This is a genomic window from Pseudofrankia coriaricola (assembly GCF_032027725.1).
Taxonomy (GTDB): Bacteria; Actinomycetota; Actinomycetes; order Frankiales; family Frankiaceae; genus Pseudofrankia.
In genome coordinates this window covers 30,820-43,996 of record NZ_JASNFO010000076.1, presented here as the reverse complement: position 1 = coordinate 43,996, position 13,177 = coordinate 30,820, and the positions used below count along the sequence as shown (strand labels likewise).

Sequence of the window (13,177 nt, the reverse complement as noted above, 5' to 3'; positions counted from 1 at the left end):
TTACCGGGCGGTTCTAAACGGACTCACCTCGCCAGGGACTTCCAGCGCCCAGTGGCCGTCACCGGCAGCAAGCCACACTGCGGCGAGCGCCACCAGGAAGCCGCTCGCCCTCATCCCACCGCGGCATCAGCAAGGACCCAGGTGGCTACACCCGGCCAACGTGCGCAGAGCGGCATGTGCGCGCACTTTTCGGCGGTCAGGAAGCGCCGCGTCGGTCGCGCTCGATGAGGCGTCGCTTGTCGGCTCCTTCGAGAACGCTCCGAACCCGGTCTCGCTGGCGATGATCGGGTGGGGGAAAGCGCCTGCCTGGTGGCTCAGCCTGGCCGACGCGCCCGGACGCGACCGTCGGTCCGGTCGACGGGCCGCAACGACCATGCCAGGACAGCCCGGTCGAGGTCGAGAACCTGTGCTGCGGGACGTCCTACATCAGAACGGCTCTCGGCCCCCGACACCCCGCGAGGCCGGCTTACCGGCCTACAAATCTCGGTCGTGACCGGCGGACCACGCCTCGGTGACCTCGAGGCCGGCACCGTCGCGACCGCGTTCTCAGATGCCATCTCCGTCGTCTCCGGCGGCCTCGCCTGCACCGCCAGCGCACTGCTGCTCCTCGCCCTGCTCCCCGAATTTCGCCGCCAACACTCCGAACACAGGCCAAAACTCGCTGGCGATCAAGACCGCTGAAGATCGTTAAATGGAGGCCGCGAGTGACGCGACAGCCGGGCTCGAAGTCCGGCGTCAACTGGGCGTGAGGCGGACACGATTCGCGGCGACCATTCTGGGATGGGCGCAACGTTCAGCGTTCGACCGCCTTCTGGCCCAGCGAGATCAACGCTGAGTCGTCGACAAGCGAGCCGTCCCACATCGCGGTAAGGCGGGTGATCTTTCCCCAGAGGTCCAACTCGAGCGCGACGACGCCGCGAGGAACAGGGTTATCAGCGGAAGTCCATTCGTAGCCCCCGCCCACCGCGCCGCCGACGACATGTCGAACGACCGTGCCGCGACCGGTGTACGGCAAGAGGGAGATGGCGTTGGCCAGATAGGAGCCAATACTCCGAGGGCCGACAAGCTGCACGTGCGCTGGAACGTCCTCGAAAATGGCGCCAGGCGCGAAAAGTTGCGCCGCGCGCGCTCCGTCGCCGTCTCGCAGGGCTCCGGCGAGCTGGTACGTGACGTTCTTCATGCCGAGCGCCGCGGTTTCTCCGACTGTCGACTCCCGGAAGTCCGTCGGGAACTTGTCCGAGGATACTTTCAGCCCCAGCGTGTCGGAGATCCCGAAATGCCGGCCGTCCCAGTAATCGATTTGACGTGTGATCTTGCGGTCGTCGAAATTGATGACACCGACCGTCCGGATCTCGGACGGTCCGAACAGGCCGGCGGTATCGGTGAAGAAAACTAGGGCACTAGTCGCATCGCCCAGTATCCGTGTGGGATACGACTTGCCGTCCTTGGGCCAGTTCGGCATGAACTGGCCCAAAGATGTCCGCAAGGAGTCCCAGTCATACCAGGACCACCCCAGCACCGCATCGATGTACGTGAGTGGATCGCGCCAAAAGAATGACATCGTCGCATCCGGACTGTGCGCGCTCTTGCGAGTGAGGTACTCCCGGACCAACACAACCACGTCTTCAGTGGCGTGCGAGGCATCGATGACGATATCGACGCCGGGGAAGGTGAGGCCGTCCCGGGTGCCGGCGGCCGACGCGCTCCCCGCGGGGAGAAGCGTGGCTGCGGCAATCCCCGCTCCGGCGAGCGTGGCCTGGCGGAACAACGTCCGTCGTGAGGTGCCGTTTCCTGCTGGCCGACTGGTTTCCATTCGCGTGTCTCCGGTCGAGCTCGGTGAGTTGCGCCTAGGCAGTAACTTGCTTGCGCGAGCAAACATAACACCGCCGCGAGAATGGCTAGCTATGGCCTCCGCCACAGTAGCGTGATGCGATTTCTTAGCTACAGCGTGCGTTCACGGGGACTCGGGCGTCAGTCCGCGGTCCGCTGGGCCTAGCGAGTCGGTGTCAGAGTGCTACCGAGCGGACGTCGCTCGCTTCGGGAGCTTCGCGGAACTATCAGCATCGGCGATGTGCTCCAGAGCCCGGGACAGGGCGCCAAGGTCGACGCCCTCCAGGTGGTTGATCAGATGGCGCCGAATGCTCTCGACATGAGTGGCCCGCGCCTCATCAAGACGAGCGAGCCCAGCCTCGGTCAAGACCGCTTCGCGACCACGACCGTCATCAAGGGACAGCGACCGACGAACAAGAGCCTGCGCCTCCAGTCGACCCACCGCGCGGCTTACCGCGCTCAGCGACTTGTGACAGCGGGCAGCGAGGTCATTGAGCCGTAGCGTTCGCTCGGGCGCCTCGGACAGGAACATCAGGACCACGTACTCGGTGTGCGCCATACGCTGCATACGGTCCAGATCCGCATCAAATGCCCGCATCATTGCCGCGATCGCGGGCAACAGCGCCCGGATCACCGCCTCTTCGTCCTGGCGAAGCGGAACGACGCCGTCATCGTCTGCCATGCCGCCCAGCTTACAGCTTGCTTGTGCACGCATGGACCGCGCTCTGCTGGGTGGGCCGGCCCCGATGCCGGCGCTGATGCAGCCACTCCAGGAAGGCGGTGGTGGCGACGGCGCCATCCACGAGCGTTAGTCCCAGCTGTCGCTTTGTGATCTGTGAGTGTCGGATCGGTGCTCCTGTGTGGAGGACAACCGCCACCGCGCCAGGTCCCTGCCGAACCAGTCCCTGCTCGGCGGCGGCGTGGGCACAGGCGTTGCGGCGGCCAAGGGGGGCTAGCGCTTCGCGTCCGGCGTGGCGGGCTGCGCGCGCTGGAGCCCGGCCCGACGGTCCTGTAGGGGAACGCCCCGAACCAGGTAGGCGAAGTCGGTCGCCGCGCGGGTTGGGTGCCCTTGACGATTCAGGCCGTACCGGTCGCGCCGATGAACACGACAAGCAGCTTGGCGACTCGGTTGGAGCGATTCCGCCACGCGTGGCGGGTGCCGATCTGGACGACGACATCTCCGGCGTTCAGTTCAGCCTCACCGGCGGTCAGCTCCAAGGTCAACTTTCCCTCCAGTAAGAAGTCGTAGTCGACCGACGGGGTCGTATGCATACCGGGGTTGTCCGGCTCCATCAGCTCGTAGATGCCCGGAGAGATCAGCGGATGCTCCGCCGCGGCGGCTTCTCGGTCGAACCCGGGATCTTGGAACACCGCCAGGGGCGGAAGGGTCAGGAGCAGCAGGGAGGAGCCGCCAGGTGCGGGAACGAAGGTTCCCGCGGAGAGGGTGGGGTCTGTCCCGTCGTACTCCGTCGAAGCGTTCGGGGGAGTCGACCACAGGAGCGTGTTGGAGAACCCCGGGGTGTGCACGGCCTGTCTGGACCTCGGCGGCGCACTGTCGTCGACCACGCGGCTGACTCCGTTGACGTTCGCCACGATCACTCTGCGCATCTGATCTCCTCAAGCTCCAGTAGCTTTGGCCAGGTGGCCAGTCCAATCAGTACCCAAGCAAAGCCTCGACGCCCTGTCAACAGGCCGCCCAACCGACCTCTTCGGCTGCCTGTAAGTACTGCTCCTGCTGCTGGAGCGCAGAGGCCGGCAGGTTTCCGAGGCTTGACGGCGCGATGACGTGGTCCCACACTCGGCGGCAATGTGGCATAGCCAATATGGCAGCCCGTCCCGGCCTCTGACCGCCGGCGGTGACGCCGGCCCCGGTCGAGGCGGTCACAAGTTCAGCGCGGCCGGCGGGCTTGCCTCGGCGCAAACGATGCTCCAGGCCCATCCCGACATCCACGTTCTGGTCGGCTCGGATCAAGGCATGCAGGGCGCGACGCAGGCCGTGGTGGCGGCCCACAAAGCACAGCAGGTGAAGATCATCGGTCTGGGTGGGAGCGTCGCCGGCCTGCAGCAGGTGCGGCAAGGTGTCTGGTTCGGCGACGTCCCGACGCTGCCCGCGACAACCGCTCGCGTCGCGGTCCAAGCCCTCGTCAAGGCAGTTCGGCAGAACGTCGTCAGCGGAGGGCGCAACCCCGCTGCCGACCTGCCGGACGGCGGGCTCGCGACCACGTCCAACGTCGGCAAGTTCACGGGTGAGTGGAGCGGATGAGGATCGACGTCGTCGAGACCGCCGAGGCCCCGCGGCGCTCGTTCGCAGGCCTTGAGGTCATCGGGATCTCCAAGACGTTCGGTGCGGTCCGGGCACTGAACGACGTGACGCTCAGGATCGAGCCAGGCACGGTCCACGCCCTGGTCGGCGAGAACGGTGCCGGGAAGTCGACGCTCGGAAAGATCATCGCCGGTGTCATCCAGCCTGATCAGGGCCAGGTCGCCATCGGCGGCCGAACTGTCTCGATGCGCTCTCCGCGGGACGCCCTCGTCCACGGCATCGCCACGATCGAGCAGGAGATCTCGCTCGTGCCCGGCCTCGCCGTCCAGGACAACGTGTTCCTCGGTGCCGAGCCGCACGCATGCGGCTTGGTACGCCGCCGCGAACTGCGGCGGCGGTGGCAAATGATCAGCGACGAGTCCGGCTTCCGGCTCGATGGCTTCCAGCAGGTCAGTTCGCTACGGCTGGGCGAACAGCAGCAGGTCGAGATCCTGCGGGCGCTGTCCCGGCGTGCCGACCTCATCGTGATGGACGAACCGACCGCGGCGCTCACCGAGCAGGAAGCCCACGTGCTGCACAGGACAATCCGTTCCGTCGTGGCACGCGGGGCGACCGTCTTGATCGTGACTCACTTCCTCAAGGAGGTGCTCGCGCTCGCCGACACGGTGACGGTCCTGCGCGACGGCAAGCATGTGCGGACCGGTCCGGCGAGTGCGGAGACCGAAGCGTCGTTGATCCAGGCGATGCTCGGCCGCGATCTATCGACGGTGTTTCCGGAGAAACGACCGGCCCCCGCCACCGCGCCGGTCGTCCTGGGCGGCGAGAACATCGTGGCGCCCGGCGTGCGCGGCGTGTCCGTCGAGGTACGCGCCGGGGAGATCCTCGGGTTGGCTGGGCTAGAGGGATCGGGTCGCGCAGAGCTCGCACGCGCGCTGTTCGGCCAGCTCAAGATGTCGTCCGGAAAGCTGTTCATCGGAGGCGAACCGGTCCGCCGGCCCAGCCCGAGACGAGCGCTCGCCCACGGGTTGAGCATGGTCCCGGCATCGCGGCGAGACGACGGGCTGTTCCTGACCAGGCCGATCGTGGAGAACGTCAGCATCAGTTCACTCGCCGACGTGAGCCGCCTGGGCGTGGTGCGCCGACGTGCCGAGACACAACGCATCGCCGAGGTGCTGTCCACACTGGACGTCCCGCCGGACCGGCAACGCAGGCCGGTGTCGACGCTGTCTGGCGGCAACCAGCAGAAGGTCCTGTTCGCTCGGGCGTTCATGCGCAGACCGCTGGCCTTGATCGCCAATGAGCCGACCCGAGGCGTCGACATCGGCGCGAAGACGGCCATCTACGGGTTGCTGCACGGACTGGCCGAACAGGGCGTGGGCATTCTGTTGATCTCATCTGAGCGCGAAGAGCTCATCGGCCTCTCGCACCGGGTCCTGGTGATGTGCCGCGGCGAGGTTTCCGCCGAGCTGGTCGGTGACGAGATCCGCGAGGACCGAATCCTCACGGCCGCGTTGACGAACACGCAGGAGGCCGAGTCCGACTCTGCGTGGCGCGGAGCCGGTCAACCACACCCGTCCTTACGCAACACGATCAGGCGCGACGGAGAGTGACATGCTTCGAGGACTGCGGAGATCTGGCATTCTGATCCCCTTCATCATTCTGTTCATCGCGCTTGCCATCTCCAGCAAGCCGTTCGCGACGAAGGTGAACCTGCTCAACCTCCTTGACCAGCAGTCGGCGCTACTGGTCATCGCCTGCGCGGGCACGCTGGTCTTCGTCGCCGGCGGGCTGGACCTGTCCGTCGGCGCCGTGTACGCGCTCTCGGCGGTCGTCGCCGCGCGCCTCGCGCAGCACGGCGACATCGGGCTCGCCTTACTCGTGGGCGTGCTCGTGGGCGTGCTCGTCGGCCTGCTCAACGGCGTCATCGTCGCGATCTTCGAGATAAACCCGCTCATCGCGACGCTGTCCATGTCGTTCGTGGTCTCGGGCATCGCCTCTCTTATCACCTCCGGCGACAGCATCACGCTCTATCACCGCTCGGCCTACGGCGACCTCGCAAGGACGCAGATCTTCAGCGTCACGTCGGCGACCTGGCTGACACTCCTGGTGGCATGCCTTCTGGGTGCGGCGCTCTGGGCCACGTCCTTCGGCCGGCACATCTACGCGGTCGGTGGCAACATCAATGCCGCTCGACTCGCCGGCCTGCGCGTGACGCAGATTCGCGTCGCCACGTTCGCCATCAGCGGCGGCGCAGCCGCCTTTGGTGGACTGATCGACTCGTCACGGGTGCTGAGCGCCCAGGCCACCAACGGCGGCGACACGCTGACATTCACCGTGATCGCGGGCATCGTGGTCGGCGGCACGAGCATGTTGGGAGGGGAGGGCGCGGTGTGGCGCTCCGTCCTTGGAATCCTCTTCCTCGCGCTGATCGGCAACGGTTACAACCTGCTCGGACTCGACCCGCTCTACCAGCAGGTGACGCTCGGCGTCCTCATCCTCCTGGCCGTCGCGGTCGAAGGATTCGGCCGAATCGCAGAACGGTGGAACATCCGATCCTGGAGACGGCGGCCGGCACCACAAGTCGCCACGTGAGCCGGCCGGTCACCGAAGAAGCCGATTGGTAGGGGCGCGCGCCAGGCCGCCGGCAGGTCACCGTTGCCGGCGGCCAGGACGTGGATCTTCGAGCGCTGCCGGTCGACGCGTTCGGACCGGTCAGCGAGTCCGTGCGCAGGCTCGCGGCATCCACGATCGCCGCCGACCAGGCGATGCTCCCCGCCGCGCCGGCGGCGATGTCGTAGGCGGTGACAGTGCAACGGCGTTCCGCCCAGGGCCGCGGGCGCCTCGACCGAGGTCAGACCTTGGCCTCCTGGGCCGGACGAGGCGCAGGAACATCTGCGGTTCGTTGGGTGAGGTAGCTGCTCGGGGTCACTGTGGGTGTGGATCGCAGAACGTGCTCGCGGAATGATGCTGAAGCCGGGGGCAGCAGCCGGTCGAGGAGCCAGGCGAGGCCGATGTCCCGGGTGCAGTCGACATCGGTGATGTGCAGATGAGGCAGGGACACCTGGATGCCGTCGGCCGTCGAATGCGGCGTCCGCGAGGGCGGCAGCAGCGCGACCCCGAGCCCCGCGGTGACGAGGGCGCGCAGGGTGTCGACGTCCTCGCCCTCGAAGGCCACTCGCGGGGTGAAGCCGGCTTCGCGGCAGAGCCGCTCGGTGTGTGTGCGCAGCCCGTAGCCCTTACGCGGCAGGATGAACGCCTCTCCCGCGATCTCGGCCAGCCGGATCCGTTTCCGGCCGGCGAGGCGGTGACGCTCGGGCACGACGAGCCGCAACGGCTCGATCAGCAACCGTCGCCAGCACACCTGTGGATGGACAGGGTCATCGCTGGTGAACACGAGATCCACGCCCGCGTCGAGCAGCATGCCCAGCAGCCCGGCCTCACCCTGCTCGTGGAGCTCGAAGCGAATCAGTGGGTAGCTGCCACGGAAGCCGCCGACCAGCGGCGGCACCAGCCAGCTGCCGAGCGTGTGCAGGAATGCCAACGGAACGACGCCCCGGTTGGGGTCGACCAAGTCGGCGACAGAACGCAGGCCGAGGTCGTAGTGGTCGAGCGCCTGGTCCACGTGGGCCTTGAACATCCGACCAGCCGGAGTCAGCCGTAGCCCGCGGCCGACCCGAGTGAGCAACGGCGTCCCGACCTCGCGCTCCAACCGGGCGAGGGCACGGGACAGCCCGGGCTGGGTGAGGTGCGCGCGGTCCGCGGTGTCGGTCACGGTGGCGCCGTCCGCGACGGCCTGAAACCAGCGCAACACCTGCAGGTCCATGCCACCCATGATTCCGGGTTATGAGACGTGATGCAAAGAGGCATTGGACGCATAAGGGCCGGCGATCCGATGGTCGTTACAGGATGCCGATCGGCGACGAGATCGAATGGAGCCCGTGATGGCTGATGTCGCCGAGCGGGTTTCGTCTCTCCACCAACACCGTGATCGCGGAATCCCCTGACGATCATTCATAAGTTCCTGGCCATCAATATCTGATGGCGTCTGGCTTGGAGGTCTTGTGACGACAGTCTCCCCATCACGTTCGGCCGAACCCGCGCTGATCTCCCCGCGGGCCGCGGCCGGCGCCGGCGGGCTGCACCCACTCGGCGTGTTCATCCTGTTGGCCGGCGCGTTCATGCCGATCATGGACTTTTTCATCACCAACGTCGCCCTGCCCAGCATTGATTCGTCCTTGCACGCGTCGGCCTCCTCGTTGCAGCTGGTGATCGCCGCGTATGGCGTCGCCTATGCGGCCCTGCTGGTACTTGGAGGTCGGCTCGGTGACCGCTACGGTCGGCATCGCCTGTTCCTGGGGGCTCTTGTCGCCTTCGTCCTGGCCTCCCTGGCCTGCGGGCTCGCGCCGACGATGGCGGTGTTGGTGGGGGCCCGGATCGTGCAGGGCGGCGCCGCGGCCCTCCTCGTCCCGCAGGTGCTGGCGACGTTCCATCATGTGCTGGACGGGGAACGCAAGGCCCGCGCCCTCGCCCTCTACGGTGCGACCTCGGGTATCGCCTCGGTCGTCGGACAGGTGGTGGGCGGACTGCTGGTCTCCGCCAACATCGCCGGAACGTCCTGGCGGCCAATCTTCCTTGTCAACGTGCCCGTCGGGCTGATCGTCCTGCTCGTGGCGGCCCGGATCGTGCCCGCCACGCGCTCGCCCCACCCCGTCGGCATCGACGTGCGGGGCACGATCCTGTTCGCCGCCACCCTCACCGCACTTCTCGTCCCGCTGACCGAGGGTCATTCGCTGGGCTGGCCCTGGTGGACCTGGTCGATGCTTACGCTCGCGGCTGTCCTCGCCGTCGCCACCTGCTGGGTCGAAACGCGCGCCGAGCGGCGCGGCGAGGTCCCGTTGCTGCCGCCGTCGCTGCTGCGCCTACCCTCGATGGCTCGCGGACTGACGTTGGTGCTGCTGTTCAGCATGGGTTTCGGGGCGTTCATGTTCGCCTTCGCCCTGACCGTCCAGAACGGCCTGCATGCGGACGCGTTGCACGGCGGTCTGGCTGTTGTGCCTATGGCGTGCGCGTTCTTCGCCGGATCGTTGCTCGCCCCGCACCTGATCGGCCGCTTCGGCCGGGCCGCGATGTCGACCGGCGCGGTCGTCCAGCTCATCGGCCTGGCCCTGCTGGTCGCCGTGCTCGTGCACGGCTGGCCGCACGTCAGCCTGTGGGTCACGGCCGTGCCGCTCGCCCTCGCCGGCGCCGGACAGTCGATGCTGTTCGCCGGCCTGTTCCGCAGCGTGCTGGCTGACGTCCCGACCCACCTGGGCGGTATCGGCAGTGGGGCGCTGATCACCCTGCAGCAGAGCGGACTCGCTCTCGGGGTGGCCACGCTCGGCACGCTCTATCTCACACTGGCGCCGCACGACATCTCGCATGCCTTCGCCACCGTCGCGTATGTGCAGATGGGGATCGCTGCCATGCTTGCCGTCGGCACCGCGGCGCTGCCCCGGTTCACCCGGGCAGTGGCCGACGCTCCCGTGATCGACTCCTGACGCCGTCGTGCCCACGGGACCGCCGTGCGCGCATCGCGGGCATTCGGTGGCTCGACTGGCAAGGTGGACTGGCCGATTTACCAGTACCTGGCCGCGAGGCTAGACTCGTAGTCATGTCTGTCGAAGGCCGGGAGGGCGAGCTCGATGCCTGCGTCCAGTCGTGACTCGTCGGTCGAGTCGTCGCGTCGCGCGACGATCGACCTGCGGGGCATCGAGCCGCTCTCGGTCGCGCGTCTTTCGGACGAGCTGGCCGACCAGATCAGGCGCCTGATCATCACCGAGAAGGTCGCCGAGGGCGCGCGCCTTCCGTCGGAACGGGAGCTGGCCGAGCGATTTCGAGCGAGCCGGCCGACCGTGAGCCAGGCGCTTCGGACCTTGTCACTTATGGGTCTGGTGGAGGTTCGCCGCGGATCGGGCGCCTACGTGCTGCGCAGGCCGGAGACGATGGTGGCGGCGTCCGTCCACCTGATGCTGGATCTCGACGAACAGTCGTTGGGCCACCTGATGCAGCTGCGGCTGTGGCTCGAGTCGCTGGGCGTGAAGGAGGCCGCGTCGCGGGAGCCGGAGCTCACCCGGGACGAGCACGCCGACATCGTCGTCGCACTGGAACGCCTGCGCGCGTCCGTAGGGCGGCCGTCGGAATGGATCGCGGCCGACACCGTGTTCCACGCGACACTCGTCCGCAGCTCCGGGAACCCTTATGTCGCCGCAGTGTACGAGAGCGTACACACGGCGATCCTGTCGTATGAGTTCAACAACTGGGTTCAGACCGAGAACGTACCGGCTTGGCTACGCAACTCCGATCCGGAGGAGCAGATGGCGTTGCACGAGCCGATAGCTGCCGCGGTCGAAAGCCGTGATCCGCACGCTGCCGAGCAGGCCGTCCTGCGGCACCACGAAGTCATGCTTGAACACCTGGAAGCGGCGCGTCGGGCGATGCGCCGTGGCCGCCCCGCGGGCCGGTCCCGCTGAGCGGCCTCGAAGGCAACTTCATGACCGACGCTTATCATCCCACCTGGGACCTGAGGCTGCGATCGCCGGTCTGAGGCGACGATGAAAAGGGTCGCTGAAAAGGCCGGGCGCGTAGCGCCCGGCCTTTTCAGTCCGGCAGTCGTTCAGCGCTGGATGGAGATCAGCCTGAAGTCGGCGGTCTCCGCGTCGGGGGTGGTGAAGCGGGCGTTCGACAGGTAGAACCTGTCCCCGAACCGCGCCATCGCGGTCGGCGTGTCGAACGCGGGATCCGTCCACCGGTCGACGATCTTCCCGCTGGTACCGGCCGGGTCGAGTTCGATCACGGCCACCGTGTTCGCGAGGTTCTGCACGACGTGCAGGGTCCGGCCTTCGAGGACGAGGCCGTCCCCCCACGCGACGTCATCGCCGGCCAGGTCGACCAGCGTGGCGGAGCCTGTTTCCGGGTCGATCCGGAACAGCTTGCCGGTGTTGGTCTGTACGACCAGGATCGCGGCGCGGTCCGGTGTGGGAGCGATGCCGTTGGCGTTGAAGTTCTCCGCGAAGGTCTCGCCGTACTGGTAGACGAGGTCGCCGGTGATCGGAATCCGGACGACGTCGTCGTCGGTGGGCAGCTCACCGTAGGGACCGAACGGCAGCTTGTAGAGGACGGGCGCGAACGAGTCGGTGACCCAGGCGGCGCTGGGCGTGAGGATCAGCTCGTTCGTGAACGTCCTGTCCTGGCCGAGCTGGTAGCGGGTGATCACGCTACGGCTGGCGGTGTCGACGACGGACAGCGACCCGTCGATCCCGCCGCAGACGAACAGCCGTCCTCGGGCGTCGAGCGCCATACCGACGCCGGTGGGAGACAGCGGCGGCATGAAGGTCTCGTGTGTACCGTGCTCGAGGTCCACGAGGAAGACCGCGCCGGTCTTCAAGGACGAAACGTAGGCCCGTGCGCCCTCGGCGATCACGATGCTCTCCGGTCCCGAGCCGGCCGGCATCGGGATCTCGCGGGGATACCGCGCGCCGCTGGCAGGCGTGATGTCAGACATCGTCGTCGAACCTTTCGATGAGGGTGAACCAAGACTGCGAAGTCGATCAGATGTTGCGGGGGAAGACCAGGTCGACCCCGCCGCCGGTGTTCTGCTCGGGCCACCTGCTCGTGACGACCTTGGCCCGGGTGAAGAAATGCACCCCGTCGGTGCCGTGGGCGTGGCTGTCGCCGAAGAGCGAGTTCTTCCAGCCGCCGAAGGAGTAGTAGGCCACCGGCACGGGGATCGGCACGTTGACGCCGACCATGCCGACGCGCACCGTGTTCTGGAAGTGTCGAGCCGCGCGGCCGTCGTTCGTGAAGATCGCGGTGCCGTTTCCATAGGGATTTGCGTTGACGAGGCGAAGGGCGTCATCCAACGACGGGACGCGCATGACGGACAGGACGGGCCCGAAGATCTCGTCCTGGTAGATGCTCATGTCCGGCGTCACGTCGTCGAAGAGGCTGGGCCCGACGAAGAACCCCGCGCCGTCGGCGTCTGGTTCGGCGTCGCGGCCGTCGACGACGAGCCGGGCACCGGCGGCGAGGCCCGCGTCGATGTAGGACCGGACGCGGTGGAGTGCCGCTGCGCTGACGAGCGGCCCCATGTCACAGGCGCGGCGGCCGTCTCCGGTCCGCAGCGCCCGCGTGCGCTCCTGGATTTTCGCCACGAGCGCGTCGGCGCAGTCACCGACCGCCACACAGACCGAGATGGCCATACACCGCTCGCCGGCAGAGCCATAACCGGCGTTGACCGCCTGGTCGGCGGCGAGGTCCAGGTCGGCGTCCGGAAGCACCACCATGTGGTTCTTCGCGCCGCCGAATGCCTGAACCCGCTTGCCCTCCGCTGAGGCCGTCGCGTAGACGTGGCGCGCCACCGGCGTCGAGCCCACGAACGACACCGCCTGCACGTCGGGGTGGCGCAGCAGCGCGTCCACCGCTTCCCTGCCCCCGTGCACGACGTTGAACACTCCGTCAGGAAGCCCCGCGTCGCGCCACAGCTCGGCCAGCCACATCGCGGCGCTGGGGACCTTCTCGCTGGGCTTGAGCACGATGGTGTTCCCGGCCGCGATGGCCACCGGGAAGAACCACATCGGGACCATCACCGGGAAGTTGAACGGCCCGATGATCGCCACCGGTCCGAGGGGTTCGCGAATCGAATGCACGTCCACCCCGGTCGACGCCGCGGACGTGAACGACCCCTTGAGCAGGTGAGCGATACCGCAGGCGAACTCGACGACCTCCTGTCCCCGGGCCACCTCGCCGGCCGCGTCGCTCAGTACCTTTCCGTGCTCGGAGGTAATGATCGCGGCCAACTCGTCGGCGCGGTCGTTCAACAGTTCACGGAATCGGAACAGGATCCGCGTACGCCGGGCGAGTGATGTGCTGGCCCAGCTCGGGAAGGCGTCGCGGGCCGACCCGACGGCGGCCTCGACGTCGTCCTTCGATGCCAGGCCAACCTGGGCGGTGACGTCGCCGGTGGCGGGGTCGGTGACGTCACCGGCGGCGGCGCCGGTTCCCGTGAACGACTTGCCGTCGATCCAGTGCTCGATGAGGCGCATCATG

General features: G+C 67.5%; 13 protein-coding genes. 7 read left to right on the top strand and 6 right to left on the bottom strand.

Annotated features, from left to right (window positions below; genetic code table 11):
- Positions 1–489: 489 nt before the first annotated feature.
- A complete protein-coding gene (locus QOZ89_RS33765; RefSeq protein ID WP_071049655.1) occupies positions 490–681 on the top strand; it encodes a hypothetical protein in 192 nt (63 codons plus the stop codon).
- A 112-nt stretch (positions 682–793) separates the two neighbouring features.
- Here the strand turns inward: QOZ89_RS33765 and QOZ89_RS33760 are convergent, their stop codons facing one another.
- From QOZ89_RS33760 to QOZ89_RS33750, 3 genes are all read right to left on the bottom strand, one after another.
- Positions 794–1,813 (bottom strand): hypothetical protein, encoded by a 1,020-nt coding sequence (locus QOZ89_RS33760; protein ID WP_312627826.1) that lies wholly within the window; start codon positions 1,811–1,813, stop codon positions 794–796.
- Positions 1,814–2,014: 201 nt separating this feature from the next.
- Entirely contained in the window at positions 2,015–2,512 is a 498-nt protein-coding gene (locus QOZ89_RS33755) for a MarR family winged helix-turn-helix transcriptional regulator (protein ID WP_312627824.1), read from the bottom strand.
- Between the two features lie 395 nt (positions 2,513–2,907).
- Positions 2,908–3,438: a cupin domain-containing protein gene (locus QOZ89_RS33750; RefSeq protein WP_312627822.1), complete on the bottom strand. Its 531-nt coding sequence runs from the start codon at positions 3,436–3,438 to the stop codon at positions 2,908–2,910.
- Positions 3,439–3,754: 316 nt separating this feature from the next.
- Here QOZ89_RS33750 and QOZ89_RS33745 point away from each other — a divergent pair, with 316 nt between their 5' ends.
- The 4 genes from QOZ89_RS33745 (at position 3,755) to QOZ89_RS33730 (ending at position 6,891) form a co-directional block, all read left to right on the top strand.
- Positions 3,755–4,093, top strand: a complete 339-nt coding sequence (locus QOZ89_RS33745) for a type 1 periplasmic-binding domain-containing protein (RefSeq protein WP_131804038.1) — start codon at positions 3,755–3,757, stop codon at positions 4,091–4,093.
- The gene (locus QOZ89_RS33740) at positions 4,090–5,703 is read left to right on the top strand and encodes a sugar ABC transporter ATP-binding protein (protein WP_071049650.1); all 1,614 of its coding nucleotides are present in this window, start codon (positions 4,090–4,092) and stop codon (positions 5,701–5,703) included. The genes QOZ89_RS33745 and QOZ89_RS33740 overlap by 4 nt, the downstream gene beginning before the upstream one ends.
- A 1-nt stretch (position 5,704) precedes the next feature.
- Positions 5,705–6,685 carry an ABC transporter permease gene (locus tag QOZ89_RS33735; RefSeq protein WP_071049649.1) on the top strand — a complete coding sequence of 327 codons (981 nt, stop codon included), beginning with the start codon at positions 5,705–5,707 and terminating at the stop codon, positions 6,683–6,685.
- A gap of 80 nt (positions 6,686–6,765) precedes the next feature.
- On the top strand, positions 6,766–6,891 hold the full coding sequence (locus tag QOZ89_RS33730) for a hypothetical protein (protein ID WP_274536546.1): 126 nt from the start codon (positions 6,766–6,768) through the stop codon (positions 6,889–6,891).
- Positions 6,892–6,944: 53 nt separating this feature from the next.
- Here the strand turns inward: QOZ89_RS33730 and QOZ89_RS33725 are convergent, their stop codons facing one another.
- Positions 6,945–7,916, bottom strand: a complete 972-nt coding sequence (locus QOZ89_RS33725) for a LysR family transcriptional regulator (protein ID WP_071049648.1) — start codon at positions 7,914–7,916, stop codon at positions 6,945–6,947.
- A gap of 238 nt (positions 7,917–8,154) precedes the next feature.
- On the opposite strand from QOZ89_RS33725, the gene QOZ89_RS33720 reads away from it, so the two are divergent.
- On the top strand, positions 8,155–9,630 hold the full coding sequence (locus QOZ89_RS33720) for an MFS transporter (protein ID WP_198543295.1): 1,476 nt from the start codon (positions 8,155–8,157) through the stop codon (positions 9,628–9,630).
- Positions 9,631–9,774: 144 nt separating this feature from the next.
- Positions 9,775–10,602 (top strand): FadR/GntR family transcriptional regulator, encoded by an 828-nt coding sequence (locus QOZ89_RS33715; protein WP_083418835.1) that lies wholly within the window; start codon positions 9,775–9,777, stop codon positions 10,600–10,602.
- Positions 10,603–10,745: 143 nt separating this feature from the next.
- Here QOZ89_RS33715 and QOZ89_RS33710 read toward each other — a convergent pair whose 3' ends face one another.
- Both QOZ89_RS33710 and QOZ89_RS33705 read right to left on the bottom strand, forming a co-directional pair.
- Positions 10,746–11,633, bottom strand: coding sequence for an SMP-30/gluconolactonase/LRE family protein (locus QOZ89_RS33710; protein WP_071049647.1), 888 nt, complete (start codon positions 11,631–11,633; stop codon positions 10,746–10,748).
- A gap of 46 nt (positions 11,634–11,679) precedes the next feature.
- Positions 11,680–13,173 (bottom strand): CoA-acylating methylmalonate-semialdehyde dehydrogenase, encoded by a 1,494-nt coding sequence (locus tag QOZ89_RS33705; RefSeq protein ID WP_083418871.1) that lies wholly within the window; start codon positions 13,171–13,173, stop codon positions 11,680–11,682.
- Positions 13,174–13,177 lie beyond the last annotated feature (4 nt).